A 17901-nucleotide genomic window follows, 5' to 3' on the forward strand; every position below is an offset into this window, starting at 1 on the left:
CTCGCGTCTCACCCCAGGTGCGGCTGGAGTGGCACGCAGGAACCGAGGCCACGGGTGTTGCGATGAACATAGGCCAGAAGCCGGCGCGCCGGGCCGTGGACCATAGGGCGCTGCCCGTGTTCGAGGCCGGAGCGGTCGAGGTGCCCTATGTGATCTCGGGGATGGACGAGATCGTCTCGCAGGACACCTTCTGGGAGCCGCACGCGCATCCCACGCACGAGCTGCTCTGGAACCTGCGCGGCGCCTCCACGGCCACCATCGGCGCCCGGACCTGGACGATCACCCCGGCCGTGGGGCTGTGGATTCCCGCCGGGACCGTGCATACGGGCCAGGCAGCGGCGGGTACGTGGTACCGGGCCGCGCAGTTCGGCGTGCATGCGGCGCCTTCCCTCTCCGATGTCCCGGTCGCCGTGGAGGTCACCACCCTGCTGCGGTGCCTGCTCGAACGCCTGGACGATGAATCCCTGCCCGCCGATTCGAGGGAGCTGACCGAACGCCTGGTGCTCGACGTCCTGGCGCCCTCCCCGCATGAGCTGCTGGTGCAACGCCCGGAGCATCGACTGCTGGCGCCCATCGCCGACGCCCTGCTTGCCGACCCCGCGGACCGGCGCACCCTGTCCGACTGGGCGCGCCAGTGCGGCGTGAGCCCTCGCACGATCACCAGGGCCTTCGCCGCGGAGACCGGCCTGAACTTCTCCCGCTGGCAGTCCGCGGTGCGCACCCAGCGCGCGGTGATGCTGCTCACGCGCGGCGGCACGGTGGAGGAGACGGCGGCGCGCCTGGGCTACTCCTCGGCGAGCGCGTTCGGCGTCGCCTTTCGCCGGGTCACGGGCCAGACGCCCGGATCCTTCACCGTACGGCAGGGGCAGGCCACCGCCGACCGCTGACTGAACTGCGACATCGTCTGTCGGTTTCGCGTGATTGCGCCAGGCACGCTCCTGGCCTAGATTTTAGGCGAGCCTTCCCTCTCGTTGATGAGGGTGTCTTATGGAAGGTCCCATCGAATCCGAGAGTGAGCCCGTATCATCATGCGTTCGCGCCGTACTGCAGCCGTGGTGGCCTCCGCCGCCGCTTCCCTCGCCGCCGCCCTGACCCTGAGCGCGTGCGGCAACGCCTCCGCCGATGCCGGCGAGACCCCGGCCGGATCCGCCGAGGGCTACCCCATCGTCATCGAGCACGCCCTGGGCACCACCACCATCCCGGCGGAACCGGAACGCGTGGCCACCGTGAACTGGGCGAACCACGAGGTGCCCCTCGCGCTGGGCGTCGTGCCGGTGGGCATGGCCGCGGCGAACTTCGGCGACGACGACGGTGACGGCGTCCTCCCCTGGGTGGACGCCCGGCTGGAAGAACTCGGCGCAGAGACGCCCGTGCTGTTCGACGAGACCGACGGCATCGACTTCGAAGCCGTCGCCGACACCCAGCCCGATGTCATCCTGGCCGCCTACTCCGGCCTGACCCAGGAGGACTACGAGACGCTGCAGGAGATCGCCCCCGTCGTCGCGTACCCGGAGGCCCCGTGGGCCACCACCTGGCGGGAGATGATCGAGGTCAACAGCCAGGCGCTCGGCAAGGCCGAGGAGGGTGAGCAGCTCATCGCCGGCCTGGAGGACGAGATCGCCCAGACCGTCGCCGAGCATCCTGATCTGGAGGGCACGTCGGCGATGTTCGTCACCCACGTCGACACCACCGATCTGAGCACCGTGAACTTCTACACCGCCAACGACCCGCGGACCGACTTCTTCCTCGACCTGGGCATGGAGCACCCGCAGGCAGTGCTGGAGGCCTCCGAGAGCGGTGAGTTCGCCGGCAGCGTCAGCGCCGAGCAGGTGGACGTGTTCGACGATGTGGAACTCGTCGTGACCTACGGCGACCAGTCTCTGGTGGACACGCTCCAGGCGGACCCGCTGCTGTCGCAGATGCCCGCCATCGCCGATGACGCCGTGGTCTTCCTGGACGGCAGCGGGCCGCTGGGCACCGCGGCCAACCCCACGCCGCTGTCCATCTCCTGGGTCGTCGAGGACTACGTGGAGATGCTGGCCGGAGCCGCTGCAGCGGACCGGTGACGACCGCCGTCACTCCCTCCGCGACCAGGCGCCGCGCGCCGGCCGTCCCCGGACGGCCGGCGCGCATGCGCGTGCTCTGGCTGCTCCTGGCCGCAGTGCTCACGGCGCTGCTCGGCGCCGCCTCCCTGGTGATCGGCTCCCGCGAGGTGCCGTGGACAGATGTGCTGGCCGCGCTGCAGGGTTCCGCGGACAACCTCAACCAGGCGGCTGTGACCAAACGCATCCCGCGCACCGTGCTGGCGCTCCTGGCCGGCGCCGCCCTGGGCCTGGCCGGGGCCGTCATGCAGGGCGTCACGCGTAACCCCCTGGCCGATCCCGGCATCCTCGGGGTCAATATGGGCGCCTCGCTGGCCGTCGCGGTCGGCATCGCCTGGTTCGGCATGTTCAGCTATACCGCCTTCATCTGGACGGCCATCCTGGGCGCCGCCGTGACCGCGGTGTTCGTCTACGCCATCGGGTCCCTCGGCCGGGGCGGGGCCACCCCGCTGAAGCTTGCGCTGGCCGGGGCGGCCACCTCCGCCGCGCTGGTGTCCTTCATCAGCGCCGTCGTGCTTCCTCGGGCCGATATCGCTCAGAGCGTGCGCTCCTGGCAGATCGGCGGCGTCGGCGGCGCCGGATTCGAAGGGATCGGCCGGATGCTGCCCTTCCTCATCGCCGGCGCCGTCATCTGCCTGCTGGCCGCCCGCCCCCTCAACTCACTGGCGCTCGGGGACGAGTTGGCGGCTGGATTGGGGGAGCGGGTGGCGGTGGCGCGGGCCGCGGCCGCGCTGGGAGCGGTCATGCTCTGCGGGGCGGTCACCGCCATCGCCGGTCCGATCGGGTTCGTCGGCCTGGTCGTCCCGCATCTGTGCCGCCTGCTGATCGGCGTGGACCACCGCTGGCTGCTGCCGTTCTCCGCCCTGACCGGCGCAGCCCTGCTGACCGCCTCCGATGTGGCCGGGCGCATCATCGCCCGCCCGGAAGAACTCGACGTCGGCATCGTGACCGCGCTCGTCGGAGCGCCGTTCTTCATCTACATCGTCCGGCGGCAGAAGGTGCGCGAACTATGAACGCCGTTCCCGCCGCCCCGCAGGGGCCGGCATCCCACGGGCCGGTATCCCACGATCCGTCCGCATCGCACGGCCCGGCACCTCACGGCCCGTCCGCATCGCAAGGCCCGGCACCCGGCTCCGCACCCGGCAGCTCGCCCGTCGCGGCGAGGGAGCGAGGCATCCTTGCAGCGCCGCCGGAACTCACCGGTGCCGTGACGCATTCCCGTCTCCGCCGGGGACGCCGCCGGCGCCTCGTCGTCCTGGTCCTCGCCGCGCTCATCGCCGGGGTCTTCCTGCTCACGCTCATGGTGGGGCAGACCTTCTACCCGCTCGATCAGGTCGTCCGGGTCGTGCTCGGCGAAGACGTTCCCGGCGCCTCTTTCACCGTCGGGCGCCTGAGGCTCCCGCGCGCGATGCTGGCGGTGCTGGCCGGAGCCTGTTTCGGGCTCGGCGGCGTCGTCTTCCAGACGATGCTGCGCAACCCGCTGGCCAGCCCGGACATCATCGGGATCAGCTCCGGGGCCTCCGCGGCGGCGGCCTTCGCCATCATCATGCTCTCGATGGGCGGGGTGCAGGTCTCCATCGTCGCCATCGCCGGCGGTCTGGGCGTCGCCCTGGCCGTCTACCTGCTCTCCTTCCGCGGCGGCCTGGCCGGGACACGGCTGATCCTGGTAGGCATCGGCGTCGCGGCCATGCTCGACTCGGTCACCGCGTACGTGCTCAGCAAAGCGCCCCAGTGGGAACTGCAGGAGGCCATGCGCTGGCTGACCGGCAGCCTTAACGGCGCCGGATACGGAACGGTCATGCCGGTGCTGGTCGCGCTCGCGGTACTCGGACCGGTGCTGCTCAGCCAGTCCCGTGCGCTCTCGCTCCTGCGGCTGGGAGACGATACCGCCGCGGCGCTGGGCGTGCGCACTGAGCGCACCCGCATCCTGCTCATCGTGGCGGCGGTCGGATTGATCGCCTTCGCCACCGCCGCGACCGGCCCCATCGCCTTCGTGGCCTTCCTCTCCGGTCCCATCGCCGCGCGCATCGCGGGCCCCGCGGGCTCGCTCCTCATCCCGTCCGCCCTGGTGGGGGCTCTCCTGGTGCTCGTGGCGGACTTCGCCGGGCAGTTCCTGTTCGGCCTGCGCTACCCGGTCGGCGTCGTCACCGGGGCGCTCGGAGCGCCGTACCTGCTGTACCTCATCATCCGCACGAACCGCACGGGAGGCTCCCTGTGACCGGAACCCATCGACTCGAGGCGAACGGGCTGACGCTCGGCTACCGGGACCGGATCGTCGTCGAGGGCCTCGACCTCGCGGTGCCGCCGGGGCGGATCACGGCGGTCGTCGGCGCCAATGCCTGCGGCAAGTCGACGCTGCTGCGCTCCATGTCCAGACTGCTCGCGCCCCAGTCCGGCCAGGTGCTGCTGGACGGCCGGCAGATCCATTCCATGCCGGCCAAGGAGCTGGCCCGCACGCTCGGACTGCTGCCGCAATCGCCGCTGGCGCCGGAGGGCATCACCGTCGCCGATCTGGTCGGACGCGGCCGGCACCCGCATCAGCGGCTGCTCTCCCGCTGGCGGCAGGAGGACGATGCGGCCGTGGCGGCGGCGCTGGAGGCGACCGGGACGACGGAACTGGCGGACCGGGCCATCGACGAACTCTCCGGCGGGCAGCGGCAGCGGGTGTGGATCGCGATGGTGCTCGCCCAGCAGACGGATCTGCTGCTGGATGAACCGACCACCTTCCTGGACGTCAACCACCAGGTGGAGGTGCTCGACCTGCTCACCGACCTCAACCGCGGCCGGGGCACGACCATCGTCATGGTCCTCCACGACCTCAACCTCGCCGCCCGCTACGCGGACCACCTCGTCGCGATGGCCGCCGGCAGGGTGCACGCCGCCGGCGCCCCGGGCGAGGTGCTCACGGCCGGGGTCGTCCGGACCGTGTTCGGCCTGGAGAGCAGGATCGTCGCCGATCCCGTATCCGGCCGGCCCCTCGTCCTGCCGATCGGCCGGCATCATACGGAAGGCGCTGACAGAGCAGGCGAGCACGGAGCGGCCGCAGGCATGAGGGAACGGGATGCGCTCCAAGGCGGTTACGCACGACAGCCGGAAGAGAGATCGTCTCCCGGGGAGCCGGAAGCGTGAGACGCCTCCGGCACCTCTGCCTCCGGCACCCCGACCGGAGGCCGCCCCGTGGAGCGCGTGGCCCGTTGGCCCCTCCGGTGCCCAGAGCGGTCGCCGGCGCGCTACCGCAAGCAGGACGACCACACTGCGGCTGTACTGACGGCGACGACGAAGCGGTGCGGTAACGGCGGCAACCGTGACGACGGCGGCAGCAGGGACGGACAGTGACAGGAACGATAGGAAGGACGACTGATGGCCGATGGCCCATTCACGAGCGCGATGATCACCGACCCGGCGGTGCTGGAGGTGATGACCGAGCTCTACGAGCGGGAACGGGTGATCGACTGGAGTTCCTACGACCATTCGCCGGACCCCTTCGATCACACGGCGACCGGCTTCTCGATCGCCCCGCAACAGGGCGACCAGCTCTACCTGCTCGCCCGCCACGGACGCGCGCGCACGGTCGTGGAGTTCGCCACCTCCCTGGGGTTCTCCACGCTGTTCCTGGCCGCGGCCGTACGGGACAACGGCGGCGGCACGGTGTACACCGCCGAGCTGGTGCCGGAGAAGGCGGCTCAGGCACAGCGGAACCTGGAACGGGCGGGACTGGGCGAGTACGTGCGGGTCCTCGTCGGGGACGCCAGGGAAACGCTCGCGGACGTTCCGGAGGAGATCGACCTGGTGTTGATCGACGGGTGGGTGCCCGACGTCTCTCTGGACGTGCTCCGGCTGCTCGAGCCCAAGCTGCGTTCCGGTGCCGTCGTGTTCAACGACAATCAAGAGCCCGGTTACCTGGCGCATGTACGCGACGCCGCCAACGGCTACCGCAGCATGGCGCTGCTCTCGGACTCGGGCTACAAGCCCCGCAGCGAGGTCTCCGTGCGCCTCTGAGCCCGGGCCCGTGGGCTCCCCCGGGTGTGCGTCGTCGTCGGTGACGCTGCGGCGCCGCTGCCGGGCCGCCCTCCGCTGCCGGCTGGAGTGTCCACAGCATGCGGCGCCGGGCTGGCACGGTCGCGGCTGGCCCGGAGGCGGCAGCGATGACATGACCGGGCGGGCCGTAGCGGGTGCGGGGAGGCCAGCGGCCGGGAGCACGTCACACGTATGGGGCGGGGAGCGGCGCCACCCCCGATGGCGGCAACCCTCGTCGCGCACGCGTGACCTCTGTCACAATGGCGGCATGCGAGGACGCGAGACGGAATACGACGAAGTGATCCGGTCCTGGAGCGAGGACGCGGAGGCGTTCTGGCTGGACATGGCCAAAGGCGTCGACTGGCACACACCGCCCACCCGCGCGCTCGACGAGAGCCGGGCACCGATCTACCGCTGGTTCCCCGACGGTGAGCTCAACGTCTGCCAGAACGCCCTGGACCGGCACGTCGCCGCGGGCCACGGCGACCGGACGGCGCTGATCTACGATTCACCCGTCACCCGGACCGTCGAGCGTTACAGCTATGCGGACCTGCTCACGCACGTCGCGCGTTTCGCCGGGGTGCTGCGGGACCAGGGCGTCGGCACCGGGGACCGGGTGGTGATCTACATGCCGATGATCCCGCAGGCGGTCATCGCCATGCTCGCCTGCGCGCGGCTGGGGGCGGTGCACTCGGTCGTGTTCGGCGGTTTCGCCGCCGCCGAGCTCGCGGTGCGCATCGACGATACGGCGCCCAAAGCCATCGTCAGCGCCTCCTGCGGCATCGAACGCGACCGCATCGTGGAGTACAAGCCGCTCCTGGACGCGGCCCTGCAGCAGAGCAGCCTCGCCCCGGAGACCGTCATCGTGGTGCAGCGGCCTCAGCACCGCTGCGCGCTCATCGACGGCCGCGATCTGGACTACGACGCCCTGATGGCCGATCCGGGTCTCGTTCCGGCCGATCCGGTCCCGGTCAAGGCGACGGATCCGCTCTACGTCCTCTACACCTCCGGGACGACCGGCCGCCCCAAGGGGATCGTCCGCGACGCAGGCGGCCACGCGGTGACCCTGACCTGGTCCATCCCGCACCTGTTCGGGCTCGGCCCGGAGGACACCATCTTCACGGCCAGCGACGTCGGCTGGGTGGTGGGACACAGCTACATCGTCTACGCACCCCTGCTGGCAGGGATCACGAGCGTGCTGTACGAGGGCAAGCCGATCGGCACGCCGGATGCGGGCGCGTTCTGGCGGGTGGTCGCACAGCACGGCGTGAACGTGCTCTTCACTGCGCCCACGGCCATGCGGGTCATTCGCAAAGAAGATCCACAGGGCAAGCTCCTCGGCGAACATTCCCTCGCCTCCCTCGACGCCGTGTTCCTGGCGGGGGAGAGGCTCGACCCGGACACATGGGAGTGGACGACCGCACGGCTCGCCGAGGCCACCGGACGCGATGTGCCCGTCGTGGACAACTGGTGGCAGACGGAGACCGGCTGGCCGATCGCCGCGAACCCGCTGGGACTGCACCGCTTCCCGGCCAAACCGGGCTCGCCGACCCTGCCGGTGCCCGGATACGACGTGCGGGTGCTGCAGGCCGACGGCACGGAAGCCCCACGCGGCACCGAAGGGGCGGTGGCGATCCGGCTGCCGATGCCCCCGGGCACCCTGGCCACCGTGTGGGGCGACGACGACCGGTTCGTCTCGTCCTATCTGTCGACGTTCCCCGGCTACTACCTCACCGGAGACGGCGGCATGATCGACGAGGACGGCTACGTCTACGTCCTGGGCCGGACCGACGACGTCATCAATGTGGCCGGCCACCGGCTGAGCACCGGTGCGCTGGAAGCGGCCATCGCCTCCCACCCGGCCGTGGCCGAATGCGCCGTCATCGGCGTCAAGGACGAGGTGAAAGGGCAGACGCCCCGGGCGCTCGTCGTCGTCGGCGATGCGGCGGAAGTGGACCGGGACGAGTTGCGCCGGGAACTGGTGGCCCTGGTGCGAGCCGAGGTCGGGCCGGTCGCGGCGCTCAAGCAGGTGGACATCGTGGCGGCCCTGCCCAAGACCCGGTCCGGCAAGATCCTGCGTAAGACCATGAGGCAGATCGCCGATTCCCAGGAGGCGCCGGTGCCCTCCACGATCGAGGACCCCGCCGTGCTGGACACGGTGGCGCGTGTGCTGCGCCCGCAGGGTCCCTGAACGGTCCGGATGACGACGCGCCGGTGATAATTGTTACCGGTATCCAGATTGGTCCTATGCTGAGGGCATGCACGATCCGATCGCCCTCCACCGCACCGCCGAGCTGTTCAAGGCGCTGGCCACGCCCTCGCGCCTGCAGATCCTGCTCGTCCTGTCACAGGGGCCGGCGACCGTCAGTGCCGTGGTCGAGCAGACCGGCCTGTCCCAGCCGCTGGTCTCCCAGCACCTGAAGCTGCTGCGCGGCCTGGATCTGGTCAAGGTGGAGAGGCGGGGCCGCAGCGCGGTCTACTCCCTGAGCGACGCGCACGTCGCCCACGTGATCGACGACGCCATGGCGCACACGCAGGAGGAGACTCCCCACCACGGCGACGGCACCGGCCAGGACTCGGGCGCCGCCAGCTGATCTGCCATCCTCGCTGCCGAGGAGATCGCACAGAACACCACGCTTTTGCCAGCGCACCACCATAGTGCCGAAACCACACCGTAGTGCCGAAACCACACCGTAGACGGTGGTGTTTCGGCACTACGGTGGTGTTTTCCGCCTAGGGTGTGAGTTTTAGTTTCGATTGGCGGTCTTTTGTGATTTTTGTTGGCGGTGCTCTCGGGCTAGGAGTCCAGGCGACAAGAACCAACCGGTACAGGTGCCCTGTGCACCTGTACCGGTCGCGCCGCCCGGGTCTTCGCTGGCAGCCGTTGCACCGGCGAGGCCCTTTGTGCTCCCTTACAAGCCGAATGCGCCACCCTCGACGAGGATGAATACTCCAAGACCGATCAAGACGATCGGGAACAGGACGTGCTCCCATCGTTCGAGCAGCTCGGCGATCGGCCGGCGAGTCGCGACGAACTTGGACATCACGACGAGGACCGCGACGAGCGCGAGGAACACGACGCAGTACGCGATGACGGCGGCCGGCCCCACGCTGAGGAAGACCGGAACGTAGACGCCGATGTTGTCCCCGCCGTTGGCGAAGGTGACAGCGGCGACGGTCAACACGCCGACATTCTTGCCTTCGATCTTCGCCTCATCATCATCGTCGTCTCCGCGCCACGCTTGCCATGCCGCCCAGATGCCGAGGAACAACGGGATGAGCCCGAAGTAGGGAATGGCATCCGGGGGCAGGAATGCATCCGCCCCCAGCGTGACGAGCACGGCGGCGGCCAGGATGCCGCCGAACCCGAGATACTGACCGGCCAAGATCCGGGCCGTTGTGCCCCGCTGGCCCGCCCCGCGGGCGAAGAACAACGAGAGCACGATGATGTCGTCGATGTTGGTGACGATGAACAGGCCGATCGCCTGCAACACCGATGACAGGATCATGCGCCAGCCCCTGCCTCGCAGCACCCCGGAACCGAGCACGCAGGATCGATGCACGGCGCGCTTTCGTCGACCGCGAGGGTGACATCGACCAGAGCGGTGAGAGCTGCCGCCAGATGCGGGTCAGCGATCTCGTACCGGGTCTGGCGCCCCTCGGGTTCAGCAACGACGATCCCGCACTCCCGCAGGCATGTCAGATGGTTCGACACATTCGGGCGAGTCAGTCCCAGGTCGCGGGCGAGCGTGGCGGGATAGCACGGCCCCTCCAGCAACTGCATCAGAATGCGCGAACGCGTGGGATCGGCCATGGCTCTGCCGAGCCGGTGCATCACATCTAGGCGAGAAGTAAGAGTCAGCATTCGCTGAACTATACAGTATGGGCTGAACCGCGAGGAAAAGGGCCCCGCAGCCCAGTGGCTTCCAGACGAGACGGGACGTCAAATGGGATTTACCCGTTCTGCAGAAGTGTTCGATGAGATGGTGTGAGGTCATCAGATGTGTCCAACAGCCGTCGGTGTCGTTCTTAGAAGCGGACTGCACGAATGTCAGAAGTCGGCTTCCCTGGCTCAGTTTTGGAAGCGGCGGCATTGGTAGATCGAGATCTCCTAACTGACATTTGCGCCTCAGAATGCTACAGCTTTGTGAGACATCAAATCCGTGGTCCTATGAAGCATGCCTTCCGCGCCGTTGTGCTCTCGCGTTCGCCTCGGAAAGTCGTCTCACTGGAAACCGTCTCGGTGCCGTGCTTTCTAGGGGTTTGTGAGTCATGCTTGAGAGATGAGGTTGTTGGGATACACGCGGGTGAGCACCGCCGGTCAAGACGCGCAGTTGCAAGTGGACGCGCTGGTCGGTGCCGGAGTGCAGAAGCGAGATGTGTTCTCCGATGTGACCTCGGGCAGCAGGACCGCAGCGGAGCGTCCCGGCATGAAGCGCCTCCTCGACTACGCCCAGGACGGTGACACCGTGGTGGTGTGGCGGATCGACCGGCTCGGTCGGTCCCTGATCGATGTCCTCAACACCGTCAACCTGCTGCGCGAGCGAGGGGTGAAGATCCGGTCGATCTCGGACAGCATCGATCCGGAGACCTCGTCGGGCAGGATGATGCTCGGGATGCTCGCCACCCTGGCCGAGTACGAGCGCGAGCTGATCACCGAAAGAGTCAATGCCGGTATCGCCGCGGCGAAGCAGAACGGCACCCGTTTCGGTCGACCTCCGGTCGACCCGGACGTGATCGCGGAGAAACTCGTGATCGCCGAAGACGCTCGTGCGAAAGGACGGACCGCCGAAGCCGCCGCCCGCTTGGTCGGCTGGTCCCGCGCGACGCTCTATCGCCACCAGCAGGCCGCCCGCGTTCGCGACGCGGTGTCCGAACAGGTGTGAGATGGACGGGCTGGACCGGTGGAGGATCCTTCGACTGCACGTCGAGGACGACATCCCGCTGACAGCCCTGGCCAGGGAGACCGGCACCGCCCTGCGCACCCTGGAACGCTGGCACCACCTCTACAAGTCCGGTGGTATCGCCGCCCTCGAACCACAGCGTCGGACAGACGCAGGCACCCGGCGTACACCGACCGAACTCGTCGCATTCGTCGAGCGCCTCGCGCTGACCCGCCCCCGTCCGAGCATCGCCGCGCTGCACCGGCTCACGGTCGCCGAAGCTGAACGCTTGGACCATCCAGCTCCAAGCTACGCGACAGTGCGCAACATCGTCGGCGCGCTGGATCCAGCGCTGGTGACACTCGCGCTGGACGGGCCGACTGCCTACCGCGATCGCCACGAACTCGTGTTCCGTCACCGCGCCGAGCGACCGAACGCGACCTGGCAGGCCGACCACACCGAACTCGACATCCTCATCACCGGCGCGAACAGCACACCGGAGCGGCCCTGGTTGACCACCGTGATCGACGACTACTCCCGCGCGATCTGCGGGTACATGGTCTTCACCGGCGCTCCCTCGGCGATGAACACGGCACTGGCGCTGCGGCAGGCGATCTGGCGCAAGGAAGAGCCCGCGTGGGCGATGTGCGGCATCCCCGATGTCCTCCACATCGACCACGGCAGCGACTTCACCAGCCACCATCTCGAATACACCGCCGCCGCCCTGAAGATCCGGATGATCTTCTCCACCATCGGCCGCCCGCAGGGCCGGGGGAAGATCGAACGCTTCTTCGGCACACTGAACACCGAGCTCCTCTCCACCCTGCCCGGCTACCTCGCAGCCGGGACGAAGCCGAAACCATCGCTGGATCTTGCTGCTCTTGATCAGGCGATCGGCGGGTTCATCACGGTATACAACGAGCGAACCCATCGAGAGATCGGGACGAGCCCGAAAACGGCCTGGATCGCAGACGGGTGGCTGCCGCGCATGCCCGAGACTCTCGACGAACTCGACGGACTGCTGCTGACGGTGCCCAAACATCGCACGGTCCAGCGCGACGGCATCCACTTCCAAGGCCAGCGCTACCTCTCACCGACCCTGGCGCCGTTCGTCGGCCACCCGGTCACGATCCGCTACGACCCGCGCGATGTCTCCGAGATCCGCGTCTACGACCACGACACCTTCGTCTGCGTCGCCATCGACGAGGCACACCCGAACCAGCGGCTGAGCCTGCGCGAGATCGAGACCGCACGCCGGGCCCGCCGCCGGCAACTGCGCAAGGACCTCAACGACCGCATCCCCCGCATCGCCGCCCGCGAAAAACCCCGCACCACCGCACCTGCCATCCGGCGGTCGAAGCTGCGCACCTACGAAGAGGATGAATGATGACCAAGGACTTCATCGTCACCAAGGAACACCGCCGCTTCATCGAATTCGCCACCGCCGTGCGCAAAGAACACACGATCGGCATCTGTCACGGCGACGCCGGAGTCGGCAAGACCCTATCGGCCCGCCGCTACGCCCACTGGGACACTCTGGAGCCCTTCATTACCGAATGGGGTCCCCGCACCGACGACGACGCAAAACACTATGCCGCCGCCAATCGCACCCGCACCGTGTTCTACACCCCGGAGGTCCTGCCTCGGCACAGACAACTCATGCGCGAGATCGAGCACTTCCAAATCAGGCTCGGGAGCTGCGTCGACGAACACCAGCGCAGTATCGGCAAAGTCACCGGCGCCCACGTTGGCGACATCACCAGGTGGGTCGAGCTGCTGATCATCGACGAGGCCGAGCGCCTGACCCCGACCGCGCTCGAACTGCTCCGCGATCACCACGACCGCCACCAGTTGGCGATCATCCTGATCGGCATGCCCGGCATTGACCAGCGCTTCCGTCACTACCCCCAGCTGTACTCCCGACTCGGGTTCTCACACCGCTACCGGGCACTGGGCCGCGAGGAACTGCTGTTCGTCCTCGACCGACACTGGAAACGCCTCGGGCGCACCCTCGACCCCGATGACTTCACCGACGCACAAGCCATCGCCGCGATCGAGCGCATCACGCGCGGCAACTTCCGGCTTCTCGAACGCCTCTTCCCTCAAATCACACGGGTACTCAAGATCAACCAACTCGAGACCATCACCGACGACGTCATCGAAGCAGCCGCCAGCATCCTCGTCATCGGCAACTAACGCCACCGAGCGATCACGGAAGACCGCCACTCAGCGCTCAAATCTACAGCCTAGGGCGCCGTTCTGGCGGGTCGCGGGGATTTTATGCTCGTTTTGTACTCCCGAGTTTTTCGTGGAGGATCTGCCCTGCAGGTCAGGCCCTGAGGACGGGTCCGCGTGGCGCGGTGAACGGGACAAGGGTCCTGTCGATAATCATCGCTAGGAGCGAGACGTAAGTTGAAACATAATACTTTCGCTTGATAGGAATAGCTCGCAGCCATCGCGCCCCGCCGTGCGTGGATCTGCACGATGATTCTTATCCGCGCACACGCACGCTTGACGAGAACTGGAAAGTGCAGATGGACCAGTCCGCCCCCGGCCCTCGCCGCAGCAGGGTGCCCGCATCCCGGTGGCGCATTGACGAGCGCACCCGGGTCAAGATCACCGCCGTCCTGGCCGCAGGTGCGATCCTGGGCGTGGGAGGAACGCACACGCTGGCGTACTGGACGCATCAGTCCCATGCATCGGCGACCATCACCACAGCCGATTTCCCGGCGCCATGAGCATGAGCGAGCACGGCGACTCCACCGAATGGACGGTGGTCCGGAAAAAGCGGCGACGCGACGCTGACACCGCCGCGAAGCACATGCGGCGGCGCAAGCTGAGGGCCGTGCTCGCGGCGGGCCTCGTTCTGGGCGTGGGCGCGGCCAACACTCTTGCGTCCTGGACCAGCGAATCACACCTCGGGGCGACGATCACCACGGCGGACTTCCTCATCGGCGGGTCGGTCCAGTACAACAATTCCACCTCGGGCTCGTGGACGTCGGCGGGCCTCGACGACGAACCGTTCACGATCAATAACCTCACCACGGGCGCGATGCAGATCGGCGGGACGAGCACTCACAGGTTCTGGGTGCGGATCGATCCCGCCAGTGCGGCGGATGTCACCGGCGCCCGGCTGTATCTGGACCGGATCGAGACCCCGAGCCCCAACGGCGACCACATCTCCTTCGTGGTGTACCGGAACACCAGCACGTCCATCACTGGGTGCGGCGCGACCGGCAACCTGAACGGCACGCTCGTGGCGCGCGGGGACAGCCTGAACGGCGAGGTCGAACAGGTCGCCGATGGCATCCAGATCGCGTCGCGCACCGCCACCAATACCCGCGTGTGCATCCGCTTCACCGGAGAAGACGGCCTGTTGCCCAATGACACCGTCGATATGACCCTTCACTTCACCGCCACCGACCCCGCCTGAGGCTCCAGCCTCCGGCGTCATTACCAGCAAGGAGACACCATGGCCACAGCAGTACAACCACCCGCCACCACCGGCGCGATGACCCCGAAGGAAGCCAGGCGGCGCAAGCGCAGGGCCCTGGCCGCAGCCGGCCTCATCCTGGGCATCGGCGGCGCCATCACGCTGGCCACCTGGAACGACGAGGAGTTCATCGGGACCCAGGTGGACTCTGCCGGGTTCGCCCTGGACGGCGAGATCGAAGGCTCGAACGAGGGCGCCGACGGCACCTACACCCAGAACCCCGCCAGCGCCCCGGGCCAGCTCCAGTTCGACGTGGCCGAGGACGGCCTCATGCCGGAAGAGTCCATCGCCGCGCCCTACTGGATCCGGCTGACCGCCCCGACCATCGACGAGGCGGACCTGGTCCTGGACAGCATCGAAGCCAGTGGCGGCAACCTCGACCAGCTCTCCTACGAGATCTACGCCGGCGGCACGTGCAGCGCCTCCAATCCCAGCGGTCAGCTCCTGGGCTCCGGCTCGGACCTGTCCCCGGCCTCGCTGACCGCCGGCACCAGCCCGACCCTGCAGCCCGGCGCCACCGTCAACGATCCCGGCACCCCCGTGGCGCTGTGCGTGGTCCTCACCGCCGGAGCGGCCTCCGGCGAGGCGGGCTTCCAGCCGGGTGAGACCACCACCATCACCTGGGGACTCTCGGCAGCAGCCGTCCAGAACGCCGGCACCGGCGACTGAACCCGCCCACCGAGGTGATCCGCTCGAAACGACGCCCGTCGCCTGGCGCCTCCCGCACTCCGTGGGGGCGCCGGGCGGCCGATGTCGTGCTGTCCATCGCAGCGTTGGCCGGGACGGTGTGCATCGTCCTCGTCCCGCTCGCCTGGATCTTCGATATCTCGATCATCATGTTCCGTACCGGCTCGATGGTTCCGACATTGCAGCCGGGAGATATCGCCGTCGTGCGGGAGGTTCCGGCCGACGAGGCCGCCGTGGGTGACATCGTGACCGTCGACCGCGAAGGCCAGCTGCCGGTCACCCACCGCGTGACCGGCATCGAGCCTGCTGAAGCACCGGGCACGTACCGGATCACCATGCGCGGGGATGCCAACGACACGGACGATCCGCATCCCTACGAGGTGCGGACGGTCCGGGCGTTCATGTTCTCCGTCCCCGGTATCGCCGGCGGGGTGGCGTTCCTGTCCGACACCAGGGTGCTCGCCGTGGCCACGCTGGTCATGTCCGTCGTGGTCGGATGGGCGTTCTGGCCGCGAGGGCCGGTTGCCGAGGAGGAAGACGAGCCCCGCCGGCACGACGATCTTCAGGAAGACGAACCTCAGGAAGACGACGCCGGCGGGGACGATTCCGGCGCGGACGAGCCGTCCCGCCAGCCACCGCGCCGGCCCGCCCGATGACGGACTATGACGACCGTCCCCGGTCGCATGACCCAAGATGACCGACCGGGACTCAGCCTGAACCTCCGCTGAGCAAAGATGACGGTGTCCGGCCGCGCGCCCCCATCGGCGCCCGCCGGTCACCGACAGCACAGCGGCGAGGCGTGAGGAGGCCTGGATGACGGATTCGGCGTCGGCCGGCGGGCAGTCCTCGCGGGCAGAGGACCTCATCGACGCGGTGCGGGATTTCGCCCAGCACGAGCTCCTTCCCCGGGCCGCACGCACGGACGTCCACGGTGTCCCGGCCACCCACATCGACCGGTTGCGCGAACTCGGCGCCCTCAACGCTCCGGCCGGACCGGAATTCAACGGGCCGGGACTCACGCCCGCGCAAGACCGGACTCTGCACGAGATCCTGGCCGGCGCCTGCCCGAACACCTGGCTGGTCTGGGCGCAGCACGACGGGGCGATCCCCCGCATGCTCTCGTTGCTGAAACAGTCATCGGCGCTGACCACGGAGCTGTACAAGGTGCTGACCGGCACCACGCTGGCAGGAGTCGCCCTCAGCGATGTCCGCCACTATCCCGAACGGCACATCGCCGCCGAAAGGGTGGCCGGCGGCTGGCTGCTCAGCGGCGCCGTCTCCTGGTACACCGGGCTGGGGCTGAGCGAATCGCTGCTCATTTCCGCCGTGACCCCGCGCGGCCCGCGCGGCGAGACGGACCAGCCGCATGTGGTGACGGCCGTGATCCCCCTGCGTGAGGGCATCAGCGCCGAACCGCTGCCACTCGCGGCTCTCGGCGGCAGCCGGACGGTGCGGCTGCTGCTGGAGGAAGTCCCGGTCTACGACGAGGACGTCATCGGCATTCAGAGCTACGCCGCCTGGAAGCGCGGCGACCAGCGGTTCGCCGACAATCCCCAGCCGTACGTCTTCGGGGTCGCCGAACGCGTACTGGAGGAACTGCGCGACGATCCGTTCCCCGAGGCACGCGATGTCGCCGAGTGCTGGGCGCCCTATGTGGAGGAGCTGCGGTCCCGCGCCTATCAGGCGATCGACGACGACACCGTCGCGCCGGCGGTGCGGCGGGGCCTGAAAGTGCACTCGGCCGATGTGCTCGCCACCCTCACCCGGGCCCTGCTGGCCGCCCGCGGCGGGCGTGCGCTCAAGACGAGCGACCCCGCCCAGCTCTACGCGCGCACCGCGCAGTTCTTCCAGGTGCAGTCGCAGAGTGCGGAAGTCCGCAGAACCCAGCTGGTCCAGCTCACCCAGGTACCTCCGCGCATCCCCGACTTCGAGTAGCGGCCCTGCCGCCCGCTCAGGCGGAGAAGGCATAGTGCCGGCCGGTCAGGGCGTCGACGATCACCTCGACCCTCCGTCCGCGCCTGGTGCCGGTCACCCACCAGTTGGGCTTGCCGAACACCAGGGGGCCGTCCATCAGCCGGGGTTCGGTGCGCTCGGCCCAGCGGCGCCGGCGGATGAGGACACTGTCGATCAGCCGGCGCGCCGATGCCTCTGCTTCCGCCACGCCCAGTCGCGGTTCCGGATCGGCGATGCCGAGCGGCGCCTCCTCCGCGGGGCACAGGCCGGGCGGGGCGCCGGGGGCCGTTCCGGATGTGGTACCGGAGTCCAGGTCTGGCGTCGCTCCCGTCTGCGATTCCGTGGCAGTGCGGCTCTGCGCCCCGCCGGCGGCATCTCCCAGGCCCGGAACCCGTGCCTCAGCGCGGGGGACGAAATCGCTGCCGGTCCAGGGCGCGGTCAGGAACGCCCGGCCGCCGACGAGGTCCACCGCCACATGGGCGATGAAACCCTCCGGTGCCGCGCCCCGGTCCGCACTGCCTGGCGGAGTCGCCGCAAGATCGTTCCGGTCCCCGCCGCGCAGGCCCGCCCACAGCCCGCCCCGTCGTGATCCGCGGCAGTCGTAGACCAGGCCGACGAAAGGATGGAAGTACAGCTGCAGGCGCAGGTCACGGAAGTCCGAGGCGCGCCGCAGCAGCAGCCGGCGAGCCTCCGCCGCGCCGATCTGCGCCGGGCGCACCACCGCTGGAGGCGCCGCCGGTCCGGACAGCTCCTCCTGGCCCATCCG

General features: G+C 68.8%; 19 protein-coding genes. 16 read left to right on the top strand and 3 right to left on the bottom strand.

Annotation, left to right across the window (positions count from 1 at the left end):
* The first annotated feature begins 62 nt into the window (after positions 1-62).
* The 8 genes from IEW13_RS15840 (at position 63) to IEW13_RS15875 (ending at position 8713) form a co-directional block, all read left to right on the top strand.
* Positions 63-887: a helix-turn-helix domain-containing protein gene (locus IEW13_RS15840; protein WP_188551912.1), complete on the top strand. Its 825-nt coding sequence runs from the start codon at positions 63-65 to the stop codon at positions 885-887.
* Between the two features lie 141 nt (positions 888-1028).
* The gene (locus IEW13_RS15845; RefSeq protein ID WP_188551913.1) at positions 1029-2066 is read left to right on the top strand and encodes an iron-siderophore ABC transporter substrate-binding protein; all 1038 of its coding nucleotides are present in this window, start codon (positions 1029-1031) and stop codon (positions 2064-2066) included.
* Positions 2063-3115 (top strand): FecCD family ABC transporter permease, encoded by a 1053-nt coding sequence (locus IEW13_RS15850; RefSeq protein ID WP_373283596.1) that lies wholly within the window; start codon positions 2063-2065, stop codon positions 3113-3115. Before IEW13_RS15845 ends, IEW13_RS15850 begins: the two co-directional genes overlap by 4 nt.
* 194 nt (positions 3116-3309) lie before the next feature.
* Positions 3310-4320, top strand: coding sequence for a FecCD family ABC transporter permease (locus IEW13_RS15855; protein WP_229745244.1), 1011 nt, complete (start codon positions 3310-3312; stop codon positions 4318-4320).
* Entirely contained in the window at positions 4317-5231 is a 915-nt protein-coding gene (locus tag IEW13_RS15860) for an ABC transporter ATP-binding protein (protein WP_188551915.1), read from the top strand. The genes IEW13_RS15855 and IEW13_RS15860 overlap by 4 nt, the downstream gene beginning before the upstream one ends.
* A 231-nt stretch (positions 5232-5462) precedes the next feature.
* Positions 5463-6101, top strand: coding sequence for an O-methyltransferase (locus tag IEW13_RS15865; protein WP_188551916.1), 639 nt, complete (start codon positions 5463-5465; stop codon positions 6099-6101).
* Positions 6102-6387: 286 nt separating this feature from the next.
* The gene (locus IEW13_RS15870) at positions 6388-8310 is read left to right on the top strand and encodes an acetate--CoA ligase (protein ID WP_188551917.1); all 1923 of its coding nucleotides are present in this window, start codon (positions 6388-6390) and stop codon (positions 8308-8310) included.
* Positions 8311-8377: 67 nt separating this feature from the next.
* Positions 8378-8713 carry an ArsR/SmtB family transcription factor gene (locus tag IEW13_RS15875; protein ID WP_188551918.1) on the top strand — a complete coding sequence of 112 codons (336 nt, stop codon included), beginning with the start codon at positions 8378-8380 and terminating at the stop codon, positions 8711-8713.
* Positions 8714-9031: 318 nt separating this feature from the next.
* Here the strand turns inward: IEW13_RS15875 and IEW13_RS15880 are convergent, their stop codons facing one another.
* Together IEW13_RS15880 and cmtR are read right to left on the bottom strand one after the other, a co-directional pair.
* Positions 9032-9628 carry a cadmium resistance transporter gene (locus IEW13_RS15880; protein WP_188551919.1) on the bottom strand — a complete coding sequence of 199 codons (597 nt, stop codon included), beginning with the start codon at positions 9626-9628 and terminating at the stop codon, positions 9032-9034.
* Complete coding sequence (gene cmtR, locus IEW13_RS15885; protein ID WP_188551920.1) at positions 9625-9984, bottom strand: Cd(II)/Pb(II)-sensing metalloregulatory transcriptional regulator CmtR; 360 nt, start codon at positions 9982-9984, stop codon at positions 9625-9627. Before cmtR ends, IEW13_RS15880 begins: the two co-directional genes overlap by 4 nt.
* 418 nt (positions 9985-10402) lie before the next feature.
* Here cmtR and IEW13_RS15890 point away from each other — a divergent pair, with 418 nt between their 5' ends.
* The 8 genes from IEW13_RS15890 to IEW13_RS15925 all read left to right on the top strand — a co-directional run bounded on the left by IEW13_RS15890 (position 10403) and on the right by IEW13_RS15925 (position 17117).
* Positions 10403-11005: a recombinase family protein gene (locus IEW13_RS15890; RefSeq protein ID WP_101590133.1), complete on the top strand. Its 603-nt coding sequence runs from the start codon at positions 10403-10405 to the stop codon at positions 11003-11005.
* A gap of 1 nt (position 11006) precedes the next feature.
* The gene (locus tag IEW13_RS15895; protein WP_188551921.1) at positions 11007-12389 is read left to right on the top strand and encodes a TnsB C-terminal domain-containing protein; all 1383 of its coding nucleotides are present in this window, start codon (positions 11007-11009) and stop codon (positions 12387-12389) included.
* On the top strand, positions 12389-13198 hold the full coding sequence (locus IEW13_RS15900) for an AAA family ATPase (RefSeq protein ID WP_188551922.1): 810 nt from the start codon (positions 12389-12391) through the stop codon (positions 13196-13198). Before IEW13_RS15895 ends, IEW13_RS15900 begins: the two co-directional genes overlap by 1 nt.
* A gap of 338 nt (positions 13199-13536) precedes the next feature.
* Positions 13537-13740, top strand: a complete 204-nt coding sequence (locus IEW13_RS15905) for a SipW-dependent-type signal peptide-containing protein (protein WP_188551923.1) — start codon at positions 13537-13539, stop codon at positions 13738-13740.
* A gap of 2 nt (positions 13741-13742) precedes the next feature.
* Positions 13743-14435 carry a SipW-dependent-type signal peptide-containing protein gene (locus IEW13_RS15910; protein WP_188551924.1) on the top strand — a complete coding sequence of 231 codons (693 nt, stop codon included), beginning with the start codon at positions 13743-13745 and terminating at the stop codon, positions 14433-14435.
* 39 nt (positions 14436-14474) lie between these two features.
* Entirely contained in the window at positions 14475-15164 is a 690-nt protein-coding gene (locus IEW13_RS15915) for a SipW-dependent-type signal peptide-containing protein (protein ID WP_188551925.1), read from the top strand.
* Positions 15165-15250: 86 nt separating this feature from the next.
* Complete coding sequence (locus IEW13_RS15920) at positions 15251-15838, top strand: signal peptidase I (protein ID WP_229745245.1); 588 nt, start codon at positions 15251-15253, stop codon at positions 15836-15838.
* Positions 15839-15995: 157 nt separating this feature from the next.
* Positions 15996-17117 (top strand): acyl-CoA dehydrogenase family protein, encoded by a 1122-nt coding sequence (locus IEW13_RS15925; RefSeq protein ID WP_188551926.1) that lies wholly within the window; start codon positions 15996-15998, stop codon positions 17115-17117.
* A 16-nt stretch (positions 17118-17133) separates the two neighbouring features.
* Here the strand turns inward: IEW13_RS15925 and IEW13_RS15930 are convergent, their stop codons facing one another.
* Entirely contained in the window at positions 17134-17898 is a 765-nt protein-coding gene (locus tag IEW13_RS15930; RefSeq protein ID WP_188551927.1) for a hypothetical protein, read from the bottom strand.
* Between the last annotated feature and the right edge of the window lie 3 nt (positions 17899-17901).

It is taken from the genome of Sediminivirga luteola (genome assembly GCF_014639315.1).
GTDB lineage: Bacteria > Actinomycetota > Actinomycetes > Actinomycetales > Brevibacteriaceae > Sediminivirga > Sediminivirga luteola.